Here is a 22,399-nt window from a genome sequence, read left to right on the forward strand (position 1 = left end):
GTATAAAAAATGAATTTGAAACTTTAAGATATAACGTTGAGATCTATATATTTTCGAGAAAATCTACAAGATTATCCTTTTTCTCTAGACCTAATTTTTTTCTTAACCTATGCCTTCCAACTTCTACAGAATTTAACGAAATATTATTAATATTTGCGATTTCTTTAGAGCTCAACTTAAGCTTTACTTGGACTGCTAATTGTATATCTTTATTCGTTAATAGTGGATACTCTTTTTTAATTCTAAATAAAAAATCGCTTTGTAAGGTTTCTACATTATTATGAAATCGTTTAATATCTTCATTAAAATCGAACTTAAACGTATATTCCTTAATCAGTGCGTTAATGTCTTTTTTTATTTGACTTATATCATTAAATTTCAAACTTTTGAAAGATTTTGTAAGATCTTTATATATTGATGTTCTTTGAGATATAAAAAGTGCTAAGTTGGTAAGCTCTGTTTTGCGAAACTCTAATTTGTGTTCAAGGTTTTCCCTTATTAAAGATTGTGTTTTAAGTTTTTCTTTTGATAATTCTTGATTTTGAAGGTAAGATGCTTTTTTCTTCTTTATATTGTTTCGAAGCGATACAATAATAAGAACAGCAATTATAACTAATAATATTAAACCAATAAATATAGCTTTCTTCTTTTGCGCTTCCAAGCTACGCTGTTGTTCTAATAATTTAATTTCGGATTCTCTTCGTTCATTCTCGTATAAAATCCTCATATCAGCTAATTGTTCACTTTTATTATTTGAAAAAATTTCAGTGTTTCCTTTTGTAAATTTCTTATAATACAAAAGTGACTCTTGATAATTTCCAACTGCTAAATAATAATCAGATCTAATACGATCATTCTCTAAAGTCAACTCTTTATTGTCTCTTAGGGTTTTTATGATTATACACGATTCTTCTAGAATAGAATAGCTTTTTTCATAATGCTTTAGCTCTAAATTTACAATCGCAAGTTCATTTAAAATATATACCATATTTTGACGGTCATCAATTTCTTTGACAATGTCTAATGCTGCTTCTAAAAATTCTTGAGCTTTTGCAAGATCATTAGTTTTACGATAGCAGATACCCATATTTCCCAAGGTTTCAGCAATTCTATCTTTATTATTAAATTCTTGTTTTAATTTTAAAGAATTTTTGAAAAAATCTAATGCTAAATAACAATCACCTTTCTTCTCATGAATCAACCCAATACTATTGTAACTATATGCAATACGTTGTTTATCACCTATTTTTTCATGTATTTTAAAAGTTTCTGTGTGGTATTCTAGTGCTTTATCAAAATACCCAATATCATAATATAACCAACCCAGCGTTCTTAGCGTAAATGCTAAATCATAATCATCACCTATTTCATTCCTAATCTCTAACGACTGCAAACCAAATTGTAATGCTTTATCATATAGATCATTAAACAAATACCCTTGACAAAGATTTATAAGCGCCAAACCCTCTTGGCTTTTGTCTTCATACTCTTTGGATAAACGTAAAGCTTCATTTGCATATTCAATGGTTATATCTGGGTTTACAGTCCAGTAAATTTCAGCCACTCTATTTAATATGGGAATTTTTTCCCGACCTTCAGTTTTAGGAAGAATAGCCAATAAACTATCTAATTCTAGCTGAGATTCATTTGGATTTTCATCCCAAATATTTGTTTGAGAATTAGCAATGAAACCCATAAAAAAAATCACGAAGAATAATTGTTGAATAATAGTTTTCATCACCAAAAGTTTTAAATTATTAATTCGCATGTCTCCAATTATGATTGTTTTCATCAGTGGCTCAATTTACAAAGATCAATATTACCATTAGTGATTCTAACCGTAAAAAAACGCACAATGTAAGGTTAAGTAAAGGTGGTATTTTAGTATTTAAATAAAAATAATCGAAATTTGTTTTTACAGTATTTGTTCAATATTAATATTTTTTTCAACCGCTACACTAATGAATAAAAACAGCATAATAAAGCATTTTGGTTTTATGGTTTTAATATTAAGTTTTAGTTGTAATGACTCTAGCAAACCTAAGACAACTACACCTGCTACCGATTACCTTAATTACAGTCAAAATATTTTAGACTATCGTATAACTCCAAAAGATTCTTTAGACAAGTCCGGCTTAATGTTTTCAGATCAAGGAGCATGGTTTGCTTATAGCTTTCCAAAGTCCGATGACAATATTATTGGTTTTTCGGGACCATTCTTAATGACTCAACAAAATGGAATTTGGAGTAGTAAATCCTTATCGCGTTTAAAACTATCCTCCATAACATCTAACGCCCCTTTAGTAGACTTTAAAAACGATCTCGTGTACCAAAATAGTTATGCTAGTCATTTAGAACAAGAATTTAAAAATGACAACGTTACATTGAAACAAACTTTAGTTTTTAGTTCTGGTCATACCGCGATTCAGAACACGACCATTACCAATGTCAGCCAACATCCTTTAGAAATAAAAGCTAATGTACTAGGAGAGGTTACCGACATTCAAATTTCCTTATCCAAAGGAAGTACGGGTATAAAAATAATTTCAGAGAAATCACCAGCTATCGGATTCATTAATACCTCTAATACCATTAAGAGTATTGGCATCATAGAAGATAATCGTTTCTACAATATGACGCTTAATCCCTTAACTTTAAAACCTAATGAAACTAAAACCATCAGCGTTGCTCAAACTTTCATTTTCCCACAGTATTCTTGGAAAGCAGAAAAAAAGCATATTGAAACACTAAATTTTGATTCTATTTTAGATACGCGAAAGGAAGAAAAAAACAATCAATTAAAATCATTAATCAACAATAGAAAACCACAGTTTAAAGATACCAAATATGCCGAAGTTTTAGCCAAAGCCCATTTAACATTACAAAATAACTGGCGTATTCCGGCTGGTGAACTTACATTTGAAGGTCTTTTTCCAAGCTATCATTATACATGGTTTCACGGATTCTGGTCTTGGGATTCTTGGAAACATGCTGTTGGCTTGTCTTATTACGATATAGATTTGGCTAAAAATCAAATGCGGGCTATGTTCGATTTTCAGAGAGAAGATGGTTTTATTGTAGATTGTATTTATAGAGATACTACCATTGAAGCTCATAATTACCGTGATACCAAACCACCACTTTCAGCTTGGGCTGTAGCCGAAATTTATGAAAAAGATGAGGATATTGAATTTGTAAAAGAATTCTATCCTATGTTAAAAAAATATCACCAATGGTGGTACAAAAACAGAGATCATGATCAAGATGGTTTATGCGAATTTGGATCTACAGATGGCACCTTAGTAGCCGCTAAATGGGAAAGTGGTATGGATAATGCCATTCGTTTCGATGATTCTAAAATCTTAAAAAATAGTGAAGGTGCTTATTCTCTAAATCAAGAGAGTGTTGATCTAAATGCCTATTTACACGCCGAGAAAGTTTACTTAAGTGCATTAGCTCTTGCACTAAACTACACCAAGGAAAGTGAACAATTCGCCTCGGAAGCCGAGAAATTAAAAATTAAAATACAAGAACAGTTTTTCGACACACAAGATGGATGGTTTTACGATACAACTTTAAAGGGAGATAAGTTTATTAAAGGAGAAGGTAGCGAAGGATGGACTGCGCTTTGGACCGGCACAGCAACACAAGAACAAGCTAATGCTGTAAAATTAAAACTAATGAATCCTGAGAAATTCTATACCAAAGTCCCTTTTCAAACTATGAGTGCCGATCATAATCGTTTTGATCCATTAGAAGGTTACTGGAGAGGGCCAAATTGGCTAGACCAAGCTTATTTCGGGGTCAAAGGTTTACGTAATTATGGGTTTGATGATGCTGCCAATAAAGCTGGCTTCCAAATTATTAAAGGGGCAAACGGAATATTAGGAAAAGGGGCTTCAATAAGAGAAAACTACCATCCATTAACAGGCGAAGGTTTAAATGCTGAAAACTTTAGTTGGAGTGCCGCTCACCTAATTATGTTATTACAAAACGATTAAATGAATTACGATAACTTAAAAATAACACCTCAGCATGCCGAAGACATTCTTTATGACTTGTATCATATTAAGGGAACGGCATCTGCACTTCCAGGTGAAATAGATTTTAATTTTAGAATTAAAACTAAAAATTCAGACGGTTATATTTTAAAAATTTCACGTCCAAATGAACCTCTAAATTATCTCGACTTTCAACAAAAATTGTTACAATTTATTGAAAAAAATGACCAAGAACTTATCGCACCAAAAGTCATTAACGATAAAAATGGAAAATCGATATCTCAATTTACTGATGCGTATGGCAATCTTAGAAATGTACGAGTATTAAGTTGGATTAGTGGAAGAGTTTGGAGTAGTGTAAATCCACAATTAACCAATCTCCGTTATAGTTTAGGAGCGCAATGTGGACTGCTCACTAAAGCACTACAAGGCTTTGACCATACAGAAGCTCATAGAGAATTTGAATGGGACATCGCACAATGTCTTTGGACAAAAAAACATATTGATTTATTTACTAGTGAAGATCGTGCTATTGTAGAATATTTTCAAAATGAATTTGAAAAATCTTTAGAAAGCTATTCTAAACTCAGAAAAGCTGTTGTTCATAACGACGCTAATGATAATAATGTTATTGTTTCTTCAGAGGTGTTGGATCCAAAAGTTCTGGCCGCAATAGATTATGGAGATGCCATTTATACTCCAATAATAAATGATGTTGCCATTACATGTGCCTATGCCATAATGCATCACAACGATCCACTAGAGGCGGCGCTACCGATTGTAAAAGGATATCACTCTACTTTTAAATTGCAAGAAGAAGAATTACGTCATCTTTATAATGCCATAGCCATGCGCTTGGTTATTTCAGTTACAAAATCTGCTTTAAATAAAATTAAAGAACCAGGCAACACCTATTTACTAATTAGTGAAAGACCCGCCTGGGAAATACTTAAAAAATGGCAAAAAATTAGTGCAGAATTTGCTTGTTTTAGCTTTAGATATTGCTGTAATTTTGAAGCACATCCCAACGCTAAAGCGTTTAAAAACTGGTCAACAAATCAAAAATTAAAGCTTTCAGAGCTTTTTCAAACTGTAAAAAAAGATCGTGCTCATCACCTTGATTTAAGTGTTTCTAGCCAATGGATTGGTCACCAAGCAGAATTTAATGATATCGATTTATTTCAATTTAAAATCCACCAGCTTCAAAAAGAAATTCCAGATCAAATCATTGCAGGAGGTTATTTAGAACCACGAGCATTATATACTTCTAGTGCCTATGACAAAATAGGAAATTCTGGCAAGGAAAACAGAACCGTTCACTTAGGTCTCGATTTCTGGTTGCCCGAAAACACACCAGTTTATGCTTTATTTGATAGTGAAGTTGTTATAGCCGTTAATGATGAAGGCGACAAAAAATATGGCGGATTAGTTATTTTAAAACACCACACTACCAATTTTGAATTCTATACACTTTATGGGCATTTAAAAACTGAAAGTACTAAGAAACTATCTTGCGGACTAACGCTAAAAAAAGGAGATAAAATTGCAGAATTAGGCACTCCTTTAGAAAATGGCAACTGGGCACCGCACCTTCATTTTCAAGTGATGCTCTCATTATTAGATTACAAAAATGATTTTCCAGGTGTTACCTATTACAATCAGATGGACGTTTGGAAAAGTATATGCCCTAATCCAAATTTATTATTTAATTCAGAAGAACTTCAAAAAAATAACCAGAAGTCAAATGAGGATTTAATACAATATAGAAAACAACATTTAGGAAAAAGTTTAAGCCTTCAATATAACATACCTATTAAAATGGTACGTGGAGCAGAACAATATTTAATGGACCAATATGGTAGAAAATATTTAGATACCGTAAATAATGTTGCGCATGTTGGCCATGAGCATTATGCTATCGTAAAAGCAGGACAAAAACAAATGGCATTGATTAATACTAATTCGCGCTATTTACATGAGAATATAAACACCTTAGCAAAAGAACTTCTTGAAACGTTACCGCCTGAACTGAGTGTATTACACTTTGTAAACTCTGGAAGCGAGGCAAATGAATTGGCCATTAGAATGGTAAAAGCTACTACTGGTGAACGCGATATTATTGCCAGCGAAGTGGGTTACCATGGCAATACTAATATGACTATTGATATTAGCTCTTATAAATTTGATGGCAAAGGTGGGCAAGGTGCACCAGAACACACGCATATTTTCCCGTTATCAGATGCTTTTCGGGGTAAATACCGTGGACCTGATTCCGGTGAGTTATACGCCAAAGAAATTCAAAAACAAATAGAAGATATTCATAAAAACGGGCGTGGAGTTGGAGCACTTATAATTGAACCTATAATTAGTTGTGGTGGACAAGTAGAATTACCTAAAGGTTTTTTACCCAAAGCCTATGAGTATATAAGAGCTGCAGGAGGAATTTGTATATCAGACGAAGTACAAACAGGCTGTGGCAGAATGGGGAAAACATTTTGGGGATTTCAACTACATAACGTTGTTCCAGATATTGTAACTATTGGCAAACCATTAGGTAATGGTCATCCTATTGCTGCTGTTGCCTGCACACAAGATGTGGCAGAAAAATTCGCTAATGGCATGGAGTACTTTAATACATTTGGTGGTAACCCTGTGTCTTGCGCCATAGGAGCAGAAGTTATAAAAACGGTTAAACGCGAAAAACTTCAAGAAAATGCGCTACAAATAGGTGCTTTTTTAAAAGCAGAGCTCCATCTATTATCAATGGACTTTCCAATTATTGGGAGTGTTAGAGGCCAAGGTTTATTTCTTGGTATTGAACTGGTAGACCATAAATTAAATCCTTTAGCAAACCAAACCGACTATTTAGAAAACCGAATGAAAGCGCATGGTATTTTAATGAGTACCGATGGTCCAGATCATAATGTTTTAAAGATTAAACCACCTCTAGTATTTACAAAAGCAAACGCTGAAGAGTTAATCTTTTATTTAAGAAAAATATTTGCAGAAGACGCAATGCAATTAAACGACTAAATTCATGAAAATAAATTTATTATATCTTGTTCTTTTCTGTAATGTAATTGTACTCAGCTGCACGAAAGCTCCACACGTAGAAGTTCCAGAACAAACATCTCATTTTAATCTCGCCATATTTGAAGTTCGTAAACTGGCACCAAGGGCTGATTTTTTTAGTTTTGAAACGACTCATATTACTGATAAAGAAAACTCAAAACGATTTTTGAGCTTAAATGGTCAATGGAAATTTAATTGGGTAAAAGATCCTAAACAACGCCCAACAACTTTTCAACATATCGATTATGATGATTCAAATTGGAATCAAATTTCTGTTCCTTCTAACTGGGAAGTTGAAGGTTTTGGAAATCCTATATACTTAGATGAACGCTACCCGTTTACTACAAAATGGCCAAATGCACCAACAGATTATAACCCTGTTGGAACCTACCGTAAGGAAATTAATTTAGATAAAGATTTTTTAGATGAAGACGTCATTCTTCATTTTGCTGGAGCGAAATCTGCGATGTATGTTTATTTGAACGGGGACTATGTTGGTTATTCACAAGGCAGTAAAACACCAGCCGAATTTAATATTACTAAATATTTAAAAGAAGGAACAAATTTATTGGCACTTCAGTTATTTCGCTGGAGTGATGCCAGTTATTTAGAAAGTCAGGACATGTTGCGTATGAGCGGCATTGAACGTGATGTTTATTTATATACGACACCCAAAATATCTGTTTCCGATTATTATGCTTACACTAATTTAGACGACAGTTATACCAACGGGCATTTAAAAAATACGGTTACCATCTTTAATAATTCAGAAGATACCGCGAAAAGACAAGTGACTGTTGAAGTTTTTGATGGTGAAGTTTCAAAATTTAAAGATTCTAAATTAATTGAAATTCCTGCCCATGATAGTATTCAATTTACATCAGAAAAAATATTTAAAGATGTAAAACAGTGGTCTGCTGAAGTTCCAAATTTATACACTTTAAAAATAGCCTTAGAGGATGAATCTAACACCAAAAACAACCAATTTATCACTAAAAATATAGGCTTTAAACGTGTTGAAATAAAAAACTCTCAAGTTCTAATTAACGGAAAAGCTATATATATCCGTGGAGTAAACCGACATGAAACGGATCCTTTTAATGGTCACGTAGTCTCGAAAGAAACCATGCAAAAGGATATCAAACTTATGAAAGAAAACAACATAAACGCTGTACGCTCTTCACACTATCCTAACGATCCCTATTGGTTAGATTTATGTGATAAATTTGGCTTATATGTTGTAGATGAAGCCAATATTGAGAGTCATCCTTTAGCTATTAATGAAGACACCCAAATAGGCAATGAGATGAGTTGGTTGCCCGCTCACGAAATGCGCATAAAACGTATGTATTACCGCGATAGAAATCACGCATCAATTTATTCTTGGTCTTTAGGCAATGAAGCAGGAAAAGGCGAAGTTTTCAGAACGACTTATAATTGGTTAAAACAACAAGATGATAATCGCATTGTACAGTATGAACCTGCAGGAAAGGATGATTATACTGATATTTATTGTCCTATGTACCCAAAGCCAGAATACTTAATAAACCATGGCAAATCAGATTCGGATAAGCCTTCCATTATGATTGAATATGCCCACGCTATGGGAAATTCCGTGGGGAATCTGCAAGATTATTGGGATATTATAGAGCAATATTCCAATCTTCAAGGTGGATATATTTGGGATTGGGTAGATCAAGCTTTAGAATATAAAGATGATAATGGCAATCCGTATTTAGCTTATGGGCATGATTATCATCCAGATTTGCCAACAGATGGTAATTTTTTAAACAATGGTTTAGTAGATCCTTACCGTAATCCGCATCCACATTTAACCGAAGTTAAAAAAGTGTATGAACCATCTCAAATCAATTATTTAGGTTATGGAATTATTGAAATTACCAATAAAAACTTCTTTCGTGATTTTTCGGATAAAACAATAACTTGGCAACTTTTAAAAGATGGTAAAACGGTTATAGATACTGAACATATAGAGATTACTATTCAACCTCAGGAAACCATACAGATTAAACTCAATGAATTTCCAAAGTCGTTAACCTCAGAAAGTGATTATATTCTTCAGGTAAGTCTCATTCAAAAGGAAGATACTCCTTTAATTTCGAAAGGACATGAAGTGGCTTGGGATGAATTTCTAATTCAAAAAGGGACTGCTAAAAAGACCCCAGCTCAAAGCGGTAATACTCTCAAAATTTCAGCTTTAAATGATACAATAACTATTAAAAATGATATTAGCGATTTTCAAATTAATGCTAAAACAGGAGAAGTAGTATCGTGGTTACATGCAGGTAAAATTATTACTAAAGCACCAATCCGTCCTAACTTTTGGAGACCACCGACCGATAATGACTTAGGGAATAATATGCATAATTGGGCCAAAATATGGCAAGATGCCTCCTATCATTATATCTCAAAATTAATTGAAGCACCGACCAAATTAGGCGATGATATAACGTTTAAAGTGAATTACATGTTGCCAAACGATGAGGCCAAAGTAGACGTTCAATTTACTATAAAAACTAATGGCAACTTAGAGGTTGACTATAGTTTTGAGCCAAATACAGAAGACTTACCAAACATACCAAGATTAGGCATGTATTTAACTTTACCTAATGATTTTACAGATATCTCTTGGTTTGGAAAAGGTGCTACTGAAAGCTATTGGGATCGAAAAACAGGTGTAAAAACCGGTATTTATTCTGGGAAAATTCAACAACAGTTTGAACGCTATTTACGCCCTCAAGAAACCGGGAATAAAACAGATATAAGATGGGTTGAAATAGCTTCTAATCGACTCATTTTAAAAGCTTCGAGCAACACTACTTTGCTTAATACAAGTGTTTGGCCTTTTAACATGGTAGAAATTGATTTTAAAAATGGAGATGCGAGTGAATCAGCGTCGGGCTTAGTACCTGTTACCAAAAAGCATGGAACAGATATCAATATTGGCAAAAATGTGCAATGGAATATAGATTATTTGCAAATGGGAGTTGGTGGTGATACATCTTGGGGACGATTAGTACATGCTAAGTATACGGTTCCTGCAAACAAAACTTATAAATATTCGTTTACAATAGAACCTTTTAATTTAACGCAGTAAATTGATTCCTTAGAATACGGTTAATATATATCTAAAATGGAAGCTGTTGGTTATATTTTTTTGCTAAAAAGCCCATGAAATATTTTATTCAAACTACTTATGAGAGTGGTTTTATTTAAATTCACTAGGTTTTGTAGAAGGAAAACAAACCATTGGAAAGTAGTATCCAAATTATATGGGTCAAATTATATAACCGAAAATTTATACGACGTATTCGATTTATATATTTCATTAGATTTTAAAACAACCGAAGAAAATTTAGGCTGATTAGGCGAATCTGGATAATGCTGGGTTTCTAGGCAAAAGCCTGTTCTGCAACCATGACTACCACTTAAATGATTTCCTGTGTACAATTGCACGCCGGGTTGGTCCGAATATACCTCAAGCACTCTACCACTTTCTTCATAATAAGCTTTAGCAATTAATTTATTGCCTTTGTTTTGGCTGTTCAATACCCAACAATGGTCATATCCAGAACCTAATTTTAGTTGTTCGTTATCGCATTCAATATCGTCTCCAATTGTTTTAAAGGTTCTAAAATCAAAAGGTGTATTTGCCACTCTTAAAATTTTTCCAGTGGGAATAAGCGCATCAGTAATGGGCAACATTTCATTAGCGTCAATTTGTAATTGATGGTCTAGAATGTTATTTTTAAAATTGCCAGACAAATTGAAATAAGCATGATTTGTTAAGTTAACAATCGTTTTCTTATCGGTTGAGGCTTCATAATATATGTCTAAGCTATTATCTGACGTTAATGTATAAATGACAGTGGTATTTAGATTTCCGGGGAAACCTTCTTCCATATCTTTACTCTCATGCGTCAATATTAAGGATACCGAATCTTCGTTTGTTCTTGTTGAAGCCTTCCAAATCACTTTATCAAAGTCTTTATAGCCACCATGCAAATTATTAGAACCGTTATTATGTGCTAAGGTATATTCTATGTGGTCTAAAGTAAACTTACCATGGGCTATTCTATTGCCGTAACGTCCAATTAAAGCTCCGAAGTAAGAGTTGTCGCCGAGGTATTTTGACAGCGAATCGTAACCTATAGTAATATTTTCTAATTCACCTTCTTTATTTGGTGTTTTTATCGATGTAATTATACCTCCATAATTTAAAATATTAATTACAATACCGTTTAGATTTTTTAATGTAAAATTTTTAACGTTCTGATTATCTATACTACCAAAATTTTTTCTGTAATAATCATCTGTAAATTTTAATTTGAAAGTAGTTAGAGATTAAAAGCTTAGAAAAAATGCTCGAAAGAAGAAACAATATGAAACCTTAACTTCGCTAATGGTATTCCCCTGAAGTCAAAATTAGAACATCGTAAATATTTAAGCTGTATAAAGCACGAATTTTTACTTATTAATAGTGTTTATATGCTATCAGATAAAAAAGTTATATCACGTAATGAAATACGTCAAAAATTAAGCAAGAATATCAATAGTTCTTCAAATATTCTAATAAGATTAAAAACTCTGAAATAAGCGCACCGTTATAATTAATGATTAGAGCTAAGAACGACATCTTTTTTTCATGCAATCTTTGCAACTATTCAATTGTAATCGATTTAATCATCGCTTCCAACTCAAAGATGTAATCTCGCTTTTCTAAAGATGGTGCATAGACATAACCATCGGCAACTAAGTAACGCTTATTTATTTTATCTTCAATGGCATATGTAATAAAAGGACCTGCCATAGTATACCCTTTCATTTCCCACATACCTCTTACTTCGTAAGCCGGTTTATTGTCTATAATGGTTGTATACATTGATGGTGCATAGGCATCTTCAACAGCCATATAAATACCATCTTCACCTTGTATTTTCGTTTTGGTAATGTTATTGCGCATTTTTACAATATCAACAATAGTGCTGTCTCCATTAGAAAGGGTTTCTAAAGGAACTTCATATAACATTAATTCAATGGTTTTGGTATTACTTAGATTTTTACGAATCCAGAAAAAATCGTCTTCCGCTTTACTGATTCTATATGCTGAAGGAATATCGATGGAAATTCCTAATGCTTTTTCCATATCCTCATCTGCCAATAAGGATAGGTTAATACGTCTTAACTTTTCTTTTACTTCCTCTTTATTAAACGCATCAATTATTTTATCTCGATTTGTCTTTAATTGGTTAATAATATCTTGATCTGTTTTACCTCCGACAACTACAACTGTTTGTGGTTTAGCAAAAGCATCATTAACCACCTTTGTAGTAGCTTCTCCTACTCCTTTCTCAATTTTAAGCACAATTCTACTTCTAGCAGCAAAACCATCGAATACTTGAGTCGGAATTTGTTTCATGTTAAACATTGGTTCTTGTGTAGGCAAACCGTTTAACGGTGTCGCAAAAATATTTCTGATGTTTTCACCTATATTTCCTTCCCATAATAAGTTATCGGCTACAACCGAAATTGTATTTAGATTGCCATTGGATGCAGGCAAATACGTTTTGTTATCTTCTTTCTTAGACTCTCCACAAGCTAAGAGTAACGCAGATAATAATACTGTATAAAAAGCTCTCATAAGTAAAATTTTTTGTTGGTTTTCTGTTATGTGACCAAAATTTATTTGGCATCAGACACTATTAATGTCATTCCTATTTTGAGTTTATTACCACTAATATCGTTCCAATCTTTAATATTTTGAACCGAAACACCTGAAAATTTTTGAGAAATCGTCCAAAGTGAATCTCCAGACCTAACTTTGTAAGTTTGTTTTCCTGCTGTATTTACAACTTTTTTAGTCGGATTTGATGTACTTGAGCTGCCGTGATGTCTAGGAAATATAGTTAATCGTTGTCCGATTTTAAGATTATTACCTCTTAAGTTATTCCATTGCTTTAACTGACTTACCCTTACACCATATTTTCGGGCAATTTTACCAAGGTAATCACCGTTTTTTACACGATATCTAATTTTTGTATCATTATTTACAATCTCTGGTAAAGGTTTTTCACGTTGACTAAATTCTGCTGTAGCAAAAGCATAAATTTTATCTTCATTAGTTACAAAAGTTCCAATAGCTTTTCGTGGCAATCTTAATGTATAATTCTTGCCTTCAACTTTAGGGATAATATCTAATTTGTATGCTGGATTTAAAAACTGTAATTCTTCAATATTAATACCCGTGGCTTCAGAAACATGACCTAAAGAAATCATTTGTTTTACGTGAACCGTATCGGTTTGTATCAATTGAAATTCTGGTCGCTCGGGTTTAAACCCATGTTCTTTAGCGTATTCAAAAATATACATAGTCGCTAAAAAAGCGGGTACATAACCTGCGGTTTCTCTGGGTAAATTATGGCGAATATTCCAATAATTTTTAGAACCACCAGAACGCCTAATAGCTTTATTAACATTTCCTGGGCCCGAGTTATAAGCGGCTAGAGCTAAATCCCAGTCATTAAAAATACGGTAAACTCTATTTAAATATTCGGCAGCAGCGGTTGTGGCTTTTATAGGGTCACTCCTATCATCTACGTAACTACTAACGTCTAAATTGTGCTCTTTACCTGTGCCATACATAAATTGCCAAATACCTGTTGCACCAACGCGCGAACGTGCTCTTGGCTTTAAGGCCGATTCTACAATCGCCAAATATTTCATTTCTAATGGAATATTATGATTGTCGAATTCTTGCTCGAACATGGGAAAGTAAAAATGACTTAATCCCATGAGTTTTTCCAAAGATGTTCGTCTATACTTTAAATAACGCTTAATCACACTTTCTAAAGACGAATTATACTCTACATTAAAAGGGGTTCTAGCATTAAGACGAGCTAATCTCGCTTTTAATGTATCTGTGGAAAGTTCTGGATAATCGATAGGTTCATATTCTAGCTCAGTAACCGATTTATATATGGTATCGAAAAGTGAATTGCTATATAATTCGTCTAACCATTTTTTATCGAGTTCAGCTATTTCAGGAATATCTTTAAGGTTTTTAACACCAGTTGTATCTGCCTCTGCAGCAATTTCTTTTATTTCAGAAAAAAGTTTACCATCAATAACAGCACCATTTTTCGATACAACTTCAGATGGCTTTTTTACAATACTATCTTTTTTAGTTTGGGAAAACCCACTAAAAATAGACAGACAAATACAAGCCAATAAAAAAGGTTTTATAGTCATGATTACAGATGTTGAATCGAAAATAGTCAACGTAATATAAACGTTGGAATCGCTAAAAATAGTATTTTTTTACTATTATTCTAATATAGCAGCAATTCCTGGTAAAGTTTTACCCTCTAAACTTTCGAGCATGGCTCCACCACCTGTACTTACGTAGCTCACTTTATCCTCAAACCCAAACTGTTTTACGGCAGCCACAGAATCACCACCTCCGACTAAAGAAAATGCACCATTTTTAGTAGCATTTGCAATTGAGTTACCGAGTTCTATAGTTCCGTTTGCATAGCTATCCATTTCGAAAACGCCTAAAGGCCCATTCCAAAGAATTGTTTTACATTGGTTAACAACTGCGTCAAAGTTTTCTATGGATTTTGGACCAGCATCCAAGCCTTGCCAACCATCAGGAATTTCAGTAACCTTACAAATTTGAGTTTTTGCGGTATTACTAAATTCATCTGCAGCGATGACATCTACCGGTAAATGAATTTGAACATCTTTTGCTTTGGCTTGTTCTAAAATATCTAGTGCCAATTCCATTTTATCATCTTCACAAATAGAATCCCCTACTTTACCTCCTTGCGCTTTTATGAAGGTAAATGTCATTCCGCCTCCAATAATTAAATGATCAACCTTGTCTAAAATATTTTCTATAACGGTTATTTTTGATGACACTTTCGCACCACCGAGTACAGCTAAAACAGGTTTTTCACCATCTTCCAAAACTTTTTTAATGCTGTCTATCTCTTTAGCTAATAATAAGCCAAAACATTTATTCTCTGGAAAAAATTCAGCTACAATTGTGGTTGAGGCATGAGCTCTGTGAGCTGTACCAAACGCATCGTTAACATAGATATCTCCAAGTTTAGATAATTGTTCAGCAAACTCTTTATTTCCTTGTTTTTCTTCTTCATGAAAACGTAAATTTTCAAGTAACAAAATTTCACCTGGTTGTAAAGCATTAGCTTTTTCTTCAGCTTCTGAACCAACACAATCGTTAGCAAATTTTACTTCAACTCCTAATACATCTTCAATCTTAGGAATAATATGCTTTAAGGAAAATTCATCTTGTACACCACTAGGACGACCTAGATGAGACATTAAAACACAACTTCCGCCATCTTCTAAAATTTTAATTATGGTCGGTTTTGCTGATACAATTCTTGTGGCATCAGTCACCTCAAAATTATCATTTAATGGCACATTAAAATCAACTCGGATTAATGCTTTTTTATCTTTAAAATTGAAATCGTTTAATGTCTTCATGGGTATATAAATAAGAAATGAAAAATTTTTATTTTGATTTACAAATATAAAGATTAACAAGTAAAAGTAATACTTTAAAGTGCTTCAATTTTGTACGGTACTACCTTTATTTACGATAACCTTTTCGCTTTTCAATGTGATTTTTTTAAAAATTTAAATGAAAGATTTGAAAGAAATATTAAACCATTTTACTACTTAAAAAATCAATTTTTAGATTGACAAAAAAGGCATAGTTTTGCCTTATGCAATTTTCTGAAGTTTTAGGACAACAACATATTAAAAACCACCTTACCACAAGCGTCGATGCAGGCAGAATTGCACATGCACAATTGTTTGTTGGCCCAGAGGGTTCTGGCACATTACCAATGGCATTGGCTTACGCTCAATATATTCTATGTAGCAATACCAATGGGGAAAACTCAGGTGGAAACGCCTCTTGTAATATTAAATTTAAGAATTTTTCGCATCCCGATTTGCATTTTGCATTTCCAGTAACTACAAGTGATAAAGTAAAAAGCAAACCCGTTTCTAGTTTCTATCTTGAAGAATGGCGACAACTTTTAAACCAACAGCCTTACGGTAATTTATTTGATTGGTACAAATTGCTTGGCGTGGATAACAAACAAGGACAAATTGGTGTCGATGAAGCATTACAAATTGTAAAATCCTTAACGCTAAAATCTTATGAAGGTGGTTATAAAGTGATGCTCATTTGGATGGCCGAAAAAATGAATACCCCAAGTGCTAATAAATTGCTGAAACTGATTGAAGAGCCTCCAGAAAAAACCATCTTTATTCTTATTGCTGAAGACGAGGAACAAATCATTAATACTATTCGTTCGCGCTGTCAAATTTTACATTTTCCTCCATTAGCAGAAGACGCTATTACTGAAGCTTTAGTTAAAAATTATCATATTGAAGAATCGGTTGCCATAAAAATTGCACATCAAGCTAATGGTAATTACAATAAGGCTTGTGATTTAATATATCATGATAGTGAAGATATTCAATTTGAAAAATGGTTTGTGCTCTGGATTCGTTCAGCATTTAAGGCCAAAGGTAATAAGGCTGCAATTCACGATTTAATTTCATGGTCTGAGGAAATTGCAAAAACTGGTCGTGAAACCCAAAAGAAATTTTTAGCTTTTTGTTTAAATTATTTTAGGCAAGCGTTATTGCTCAATTATAAGGCTAATGAGCTGGTGTACCTAGAACCAAAATCGGACAATTTTAAACTCGAAAAATTTGCCCCTTTTGTACACGACTCAAATATTATGGAAATTTCAGAAGAATTGCAAAATGCTATTTATCATATTGAACGCAATGGCAATTCTAAAATTATACTAACGGATTTATCTATAAAATTGACGCGCTTATTGCATAAGAAGTCTTCTAGTTGAAATAAATATCTTTAGTATTTCCTTTTTCAATTAAATTAAATTTTAGCAACAATGCTTTAAATATATTACTCAAACGTATAGGTTAACGTATCATATTCCGACAATCTAAAATACCCAAAAGCATAATTTTCTGAATTTGTAACATTGATACAATTTCCTCTCAACTCTGCAGGAATCGAGCTAAATGGATTGCCTCCTCCGTAATACTGATCTAATAATAAACTTAAGTAATTGTAGTATCGCTCTGAAATGCCATATAAACTAATTTCTACAGTATCTCCTGGTAAGAATTCGGTTGAGTTTCCGTCATCATCCTCTTTATCGCGTTCAAAAAACTCGTCCATTTCGTTGCCATTGCTAAACTCATCTGACCCTGTATCTAAATTAGGAAATAACAACTCTTGATAATCGAACTTAGAAAAATAGAAGTTTTCTTCAGCTTCTGGATCATCCCAATAGATAGTTACATCTAAGACTTCATCGTCAAAACCTCCTTCTAGCGATTGCTCTGCCCTATTTATTGCAGGAACCGCAATCATTGTTTCTGTTGCAGTATAAACCTCATTATTATAAAGCACTTCTAAGGTAAATGTGTTATTAAATACTGGCGTAAAATTAGAAATGGTATAGGTACCATTGTTTTGGTCTGTAAAAATATATTCCGTACCAGAATCTATATTGGTAACTTTCACTGAAGCACCAACCACTGTATTATCAATAGTAGTATCAAAATACGGCGTAGATGTGCTTAATATAATAGTTTGTTCATTTCCTGTCGTACCTTTTTGCCAATCTATAGAGGCTTCAATATTTAATCGTTCGGTTGCCGTTGGTACTTCTACATCAATAACATCGCTACATGAAGTAAAGCTCAGTAGGACTAAAACAAAGGTTAATTTTATATAATTTGTCATGATATTAAAATTTAAAATTATAAGTGACTGAAGGGATGATTCCGAAAATGGCAGTTCTAGTGGCTTCATTTACTCCGGTATCTTCATTTTGATTAAACGAAATTGAGGCCGCATTTTTTCGGTTATACAAATTATAAATGCCGAACACCCACTCTCCTTTCCAACGTTTATCAATGTTACTATTTGGTATATATGTTGCCGACAGATCAAGACGGTGGTATGCTGGTAAGCGGCTTTCATTTCTACCAGAATAACTTGCTATAGATAAGTCTTCGTAAATATATTGACTATTTGGGTACGTTACCGGTCGCCCTGTTTGGTACACTAAATTAGCACTAAAGTCCCATTTTTTGCTGAAATTATAAATTCCTGTTAATGACACATCATGAGTTCTATCGTAAGGTGTATTGTACCATTTTCCATTATTAATGCCAGGTCCACCAGCTTTTCCTCCAGTTGTTTTTTGTTCGGATTTAGACCATGTATAAGCCAACCAACCTGTTAACTTTCCTTCGTTTTTTCTAAGCATTACTTCCAATCCGTAAGCTCTGGCTTCACCATTTAAGATTTCTGTTTCAATATTATTATTTCCTATTAAATCAGAACCGTCAACGTAATCAATTCGGTTATCGGTAGTTTTATAATACGTTTCTAATTCTATTGAATATTTGCTGTCATTAATATTACGGTAGTATCCTATAGCGTACTGATTGGCTTGCTGTGGTTTTATATATTTACCACTAGGAGTCCAAACATCTAAAGGCGTCACAGAAGCGGTATTAGACAGTAAATGCAAATACTGTGAAGTTCTGGTATAACTTGCTTTAACAGAAGAGAAATCATTGAGCTGGTAAGACAACCCTAATCTAGGTTCTAAATTATTGAAGGTTTTTATAGATTCACTTTTCTCATAAAAGGTTTCACCGTTTTCTTCTCCTTCTTCATAAATTCCTATTAGGCTATTATATACTAAGGGTTGGTCGTCAATGTAGGTGGTGATATATTGACCCCCTAATCTTGAAAATCGACTGTATCGCAGTCCATACTGAGCTGTCAATTTATCGGTTATTTTGTGCTCTGCACTAACATAAACACCACTTTCGAATGCTCGCTTTTGTTCTAGTTTTAAATAGTTTATTGGTGACGTTTCATCAGTAGGTTTTATCTCGCCTGGATTTAAATTATATAAAATCCCGCTGACACCAAAGTCTAATTTTATTTTTTCATTGATATAGTATCCTAAATCATATTTTAGATTGTAATTGTTAATATCTGCTACCCAATCGAGTTGTATGAAATCTAATATAATTTGATAATCGTATTTACTATAAATTAAAGATAAATTCGAAAACAATTTATCATTATAAACGTGGTTCCATCTTAAATTGGCTGACGTATTTCCATATTGATTTTTAATAAGACTTGAAATATCGAAAATATCTCTTCCAAAATAACCCGAAAGATAAACACGGTTATTTTCATTTATTTCGTAGTTGGTTTTGAGATTGATATCATAAAATGAAAGTTTACTATCTTCTACGGCTTCAATTAACGGCATAAATAAATGCGCATATGATGTTCTGCCAGCAATTAAAAATGATCCTTTCTTTTTAAATAATGGCGCTTCAGCAGCTAAACGACTAGAAATTAAACCTATACCACCATTTAGCGTGAATTTTTTACTATTACCGTCCTTTTGTCTAATATCTAATACCGAAGACACACGACCTCCAAATTTTGCCGGAATATCTCCCTTATATAATTTTATATCCTTTATAGCATCGGTATTAAAAACAGAAAAGAATCCGAAAAAATGAGAGGTATTATAAATAATGGCTTCATCAAGCAGTACTAGGTTCTGATCTGCTGCACCACCTCTCACATTAAATCCCGCTGACCCTTCACCACTATTAGTAACACCAGGCAGCATTTGTATGGATTTAATAACATCAACCTCTCCCAAAACCGCAGGCATTTTCTTTATGGTGGTTGAATTTAATTTAGAAACACTCATTTGAGGCTTCTTAATATTTACACGTTCTGGCTCGTCTGCATTTATAATAACTTCATCTAGCAAAGTTTCGGATTCTTTAATCTCAAAATTTAAAGTCTGATCCGTATTTAAATTTATTTCTTTAAAAATATCTTCAAAACCCACGTAAGAAATAATTAACGTATAACTGTCCTTAGGTGCAGTAATAGAATAAAAGCCATATTCATTGGTCGTAGTGCCTATTGTTGTTCCTTTAAGAAAAACAGACGCACCAAATACCGTTTCACCATTTGAAAAATCCTTTACCGTCCCTCGTATAGTGTGAGTTTCTTGAGAGAAAATAAATTGACTTAAGCCTAAAATTATGACTAAAAAAACATGTTTCATTTGATCTTAATTGTATGATTAATTTATAGACGTTTTAAGCATGAATAAGTTACATAATGTTAAACGCATTATACTTTTAATTATGCGCAAGTATATATTTTATTGTAGTGTGAAACACTAAATTTACGTAATGAAAAAAGCCAAGTGTTTTAAACTTGGCTCTCTACTATTTACATTTGATAGTGCTTAATTTTTAGGAGTTTCTTCTGAAGATTCTTCTGTCTTAGATTCGTTTCCTTTGTAATCCGCATTTATAGCTTCAGTGACCACATCAGTAATATCATTAGCGTCTTTACCATACATTACACTACCCGCTTGGTTTTTTCCAAGAATAAAAGTATAACCATTCTTTTTTCCATAGTCTGCTACAAATGCATTCATCTTTGAAATTACAGAATCCATTTCTGTACTAAACATCTGTTCCATCTGTTGTTGTTGCATCTGCATTTGTTGTTGAACAGGTTGCCATTTTTGTGAAAATGTCTGAGATTCTTCTTGTTGTTTTTGTGGTGACATTTTAGACAAACGTTGCTGTATCGACTGCATCTCCATTTGGTATACTTGTGCAATACTATCTCTTTGTTTCGAAAAATTATCATTTTGAGTTTTGAATCTTTCTTCGATATCAATTTTCATTTGATAAGCTTCAATCACTTCGCCATTATCTACGAAAGCGATTTTTTGTTGTTCTTGGCAAGATGCTAAAGCGACTAGAGCTGTTAAGCCTAAAATTATTCTCTTCATAATTATTTTTTAATTTAATTTTTGCAAATGTATAAAAGTTAGTCTGTGTTTACCTAAATTATTTTAGTATTCATATTTTCTATTGAAATAAGCTACTGGTATTGATAATTATAATGGAAAACAACCTCAAATAAGGCGTTTTAAGCCTGCTTTAAACTTTTTTGGGGTTATATTATAATAACAATAATAATCCAAGATTATACGTTTCTATATTAAGAATTTTCATTACTTAAGAGATATATGTGCGAAGAATACTCGTTAGTGTGTTTTGCTTTGCGATTCGATCGCCACCCAATCCACAAAGCTTTAATAGGATTCATAAAACCCAATTTATATTTTTCTGAAAGCAAGCAAACATAATATGCATCAAATTTCATTGGTAATGTATTAATCAATGAAAGTCCTTCTTTGTTGAATAATTTTACAATTGATGTTTTAGAAAAATGCCAAAGATGACGTGGCACATCAAAAGCTGCCCAAAAGCCTTTATAATAAGCCGCATCATAACTTTTAAAATTAGGAACTGCGATTACTAAAGTCCCATTAGGTTTTAATAATGACTTAAACAAAGCTATGTGCATATCTAAATCTGGTAAATGCTCTAAAACATGCCATAGTGTAATAACGTCAAAACTATGAGGTTTTAATTCTTTTAATTCATCGCTTTGGTGTACCGCATTATTTGTTTTTGAATTAGCAATATCACGTGCATTTTCGTCTGGTTCAATCCCTGTTATTTGCCAATTATTTTTTAGCGCAGTTTCTAAAAAATCCCCTGTTCCGCATCCAACATCTAAAAGTGTTTTTGACTCTGACTGAAAAGAATTAATTAATCTCAATTTTTTCTTTAAAGAAATTTCTCTCACTTTATGATAAGTTAATTCCAACAGATTTCGCTTTTTATCGGTATGCGAAATGTAATCTTCACTTTTATAATATTCTGAAAGTTTTTGACCTTTGGGTTGCGGATAAGTTTCCAACATATCGAGTTCCTTATTGTGTAATAATTGAAACTCATCTTTTGAGACGGAATGGTCTTTTAAGGTTAGGTATGTTCGTTTATTTTCTGGCACTAATTCGATGGTAATTATTGTTTAACAAATATCAATTTTAAGCTTAAAAAAAATCATCCTTTAATAGTATTCAGATTTCTAACACCTCTAAAGTTCCCTCTCAAGGAGACAATAGTTCTAATAATATTTCAGTAATTATGATTACAGCCATTTGTTTCAACGCACCTTTTATTTTCAGTTAGTAAAATTTTTAATCTATAAATTGTACACTTGAGAATTAGAGAAACTAAATATTATTTTGTTTTTAAACTACCGAACAAAGCTCTTAAATGTATTTGTTAAA

General features: G+C 32.8%; 13 protein-coding genes. 4 read left to right on the forward strand and 9 right to left on the reverse strand.

Annotated elements, in window-relative coordinates; genetic code table 11:
- Positions 1-43: 43 nt before the first annotated feature.
- Complete coding sequence (locus tag QMA06_RS02170; protein WP_290205211.1) at positions 44-1,792, reverse strand: tetratricopeptide repeat protein; 1,749 nt, start codon at positions 1,790-1,792, stop codon at positions 44-46.
- Between the two features lie 169 nt (positions 1,793-1,961).
- On the opposite strand from QMA06_RS02170, the gene QMA06_RS02175 reads away from it, so the two are divergent.
- From QMA06_RS02175 to QMA06_RS02185, 3 genes are read left to right on the forward strand one after another with little or no spacing between them, the layout of a single operon-like run.
- Positions 1,962-4,001, forward strand: coding sequence for an MGH1-like glycoside hydrolase domain-containing protein (locus tag QMA06_RS02175; RefSeq protein ID WP_290205212.1), 2,040 nt, complete (start codon positions 1,962-1,964; stop codon positions 3,999-4,001).
- Positions 4,002-7,034: an aminotransferase class III-fold pyridoxal phosphate-dependent enzyme gene (locus tag QMA06_RS02180; RefSeq protein WP_290205213.1), complete on the forward strand. Its 3,033-nt coding sequence runs from the start codon at positions 4,002-4,004 to the stop codon at positions 7,032-7,034.
- Positions 7,035-7,038: 4 nt separating this feature from the next.
- Complete coding sequence (locus QMA06_RS02185) at positions 7,039-10,191, forward strand: glycoside hydrolase family 2 TIM barrel-domain containing protein (protein WP_290205214.1); 3,153 nt, start codon at positions 7,039-7,041, stop codon at positions 10,189-10,191.
- Between the two features lie 185 nt (positions 10,192-10,376).
- Here QMA06_RS02185 and QMA06_RS02190 read toward each other — a convergent pair whose 3' ends face one another.
- The 4 genes from QMA06_RS02190 to QMA06_RS02205 form a co-directional block, all read right to left on the reverse strand.
- Entirely contained in the window at positions 10,377-11,378 is a 1,002-nt protein-coding gene (locus QMA06_RS02190) for an aldose epimerase family protein (RefSeq protein ID WP_290205753.1), read from the reverse strand.
- Positions 11,379-11,754: 376 nt separating this feature from the next.
- On the reverse strand, positions 11,755-12,735 hold the full coding sequence (locus QMA06_RS02195; protein WP_290205215.1) for a DUF4837 family protein: 981 nt from the start codon (positions 12,733-12,735) through the stop codon (positions 11,755-11,757).
- 41 nt (positions 12,736-12,776) lie between these two features.
- Complete coding sequence (locus tag QMA06_RS02200; protein ID WP_290205216.1) at positions 12,777-14,342, reverse strand: LysM peptidoglycan-binding domain-containing protein; 1,566 nt, start codon at positions 14,340-14,342, stop codon at positions 12,777-12,779.
- Between the two features lie 75 nt (positions 14,343-14,417).
- Positions 14,418-15,605, reverse strand: a complete 1,188-nt coding sequence (locus tag QMA06_RS02205; protein WP_290205217.1) for a phosphoglycerate kinase — start codon at positions 15,603-15,605, stop codon at positions 14,418-14,420.
- Between the two features lie 242 nt (positions 15,606-15,847).
- Here QMA06_RS02205 and QMA06_RS02210 point away from each other — a divergent pair, with 242 nt between their 5' ends.
- Positions 15,848-17,005 carry a DNA polymerase III subunit gene (locus QMA06_RS02210; protein WP_290205218.1) on the forward strand — a complete coding sequence of 386 codons (1,158 nt, stop codon included), beginning with the start codon at positions 15,848-15,850 and terminating at the stop codon, positions 17,003-17,005.
- A gap of 65 nt (positions 17,006-17,070) precedes the next feature.
- On the opposite strand, the gene QMA06_RS02215 is transcribed toward QMA06_RS02210, so the two are convergent.
- The 4 genes from QMA06_RS02215 to QMA06_RS02230 form a co-directional block, all read right to left on the reverse strand.
- Positions 17,071-17,919, reverse strand: a complete 849-nt coding sequence (locus QMA06_RS02215; RefSeq protein ID WP_290205219.1) for a DUF4249 domain-containing protein — start codon at positions 17,917-17,919, stop codon at positions 17,071-17,073.
- A 4-nt stretch (positions 17,920-17,923) separates the two neighbouring features.
- On the reverse strand, positions 17,924-20,299 hold the full coding sequence (locus tag QMA06_RS02220; protein ID WP_290205220.1) for a TonB-dependent receptor: 2,376 nt from the start codon (positions 20,297-20,299) through the stop codon (positions 17,924-17,926).
- A gap of 186 nt (positions 20,300-20,485) precedes the next feature.
- The gene (locus tag QMA06_RS02225) at positions 20,486-21,043 is read right to left on the reverse strand and encodes an OmpH family outer membrane protein (RefSeq protein ID WP_290205221.1); all 558 of its coding nucleotides are present in this window, start codon (positions 21,041-21,043) and stop codon (positions 20,486-20,488) included.
- 212 nt (positions 21,044-21,255) lie between these two features.
- Positions 21,256-22,116: a class I SAM-dependent methyltransferase gene (locus QMA06_RS02230; protein WP_290205222.1), complete on the reverse strand. Its 861-nt coding sequence runs from the start codon at positions 22,114-22,116 to the stop codon at positions 21,256-21,258.
- Between the last annotated feature and the right edge of the window lie 283 nt (positions 22,117-22,399).

The organism is Winogradskyella bathintestinalis, from assembly GCF_030407435.1.
GTDB lineage: Bacteria > Bacteroidota > Bacteroidia > Flavobacteriales > Flavobacteriaceae > Winogradskyella > Winogradskyella bathintestinalis.

Excerpts from the sequence above, each read along its gene's own strand:
- QMA06_RS02225 (WP_290205221.1), bottom strand. The coding sequence starts at position 21,043 with ATGAAGAGAATAATTTTAGGCTTAACAGCTCTAGTCGCTTTAGCATCT.
- QMA06_RS02175 (WP_290205212.1), top strand. The coding sequence starts at position 1,962 with ATGAATAAAAACAGCATAATAAAGCATTTTGGTTTTATGGTTTTAATA.
- QMA06_RS02200 (WP_290205216.1), bottom strand. The coding sequence starts at position 14,342 with ATGACTATAAAACCTTTTTTATTGGCTTGTATTTGTCTGTCTATTTTT.
- QMA06_RS02170 (WP_290205211.1), bottom strand. The coding sequence starts at position 1,792 with ATGAAAACAATCATAATTGGAGACATGCGAATTAATAATTTAAAACTT.
- QMA06_RS02205 (WP_290205217.1), bottom strand. The coding sequence starts at position 15,605 with ATGAAGACATTAAACGATTTCAATTTTAAAGATAAAAAAGCATTAATC.
- QMA06_RS02220 (WP_290205220.1), bottom strand. The coding sequence starts at position 20,299 with ATGAAACATGTTTTTTTAGTCATAATTTTAGGCTTAAGTCAATTTATT.
- QMA06_RS02215 (WP_290205219.1), bottom strand. The coding sequence starts at position 17,919 with ATGACAAATTATATAAAATTAACCTTTGTTTTAGTCCTACTGAGCTTT.
- QMA06_RS02210 (WP_290205218.1), top strand. The coding sequence starts at position 15,848 with ATGCAATTTTCTGAAGTTTTAGGACAACAACATATTAAAAACCACCTT.
- QMA06_RS02195 (WP_290205215.1), bottom strand. The coding sequence starts at position 12,735 with ATGAGAGCTTTTTATACAGTATTATTATCTGCGTTACTCTTAGCTTGT.
- QMA06_RS02185 (WP_290205214.1), top strand. The coding sequence starts at position 7,039 with ATGAAAATAAATTTATTATATCTTGTTCTTTTCTGTAATGTAATTGTA.
- QMA06_RS02180 (WP_290205213.1), top strand. The coding sequence starts at position 4,002 with ATGAATTACGATAACTTAAAAATAACACCTCAGCATGCCGAAGACATT.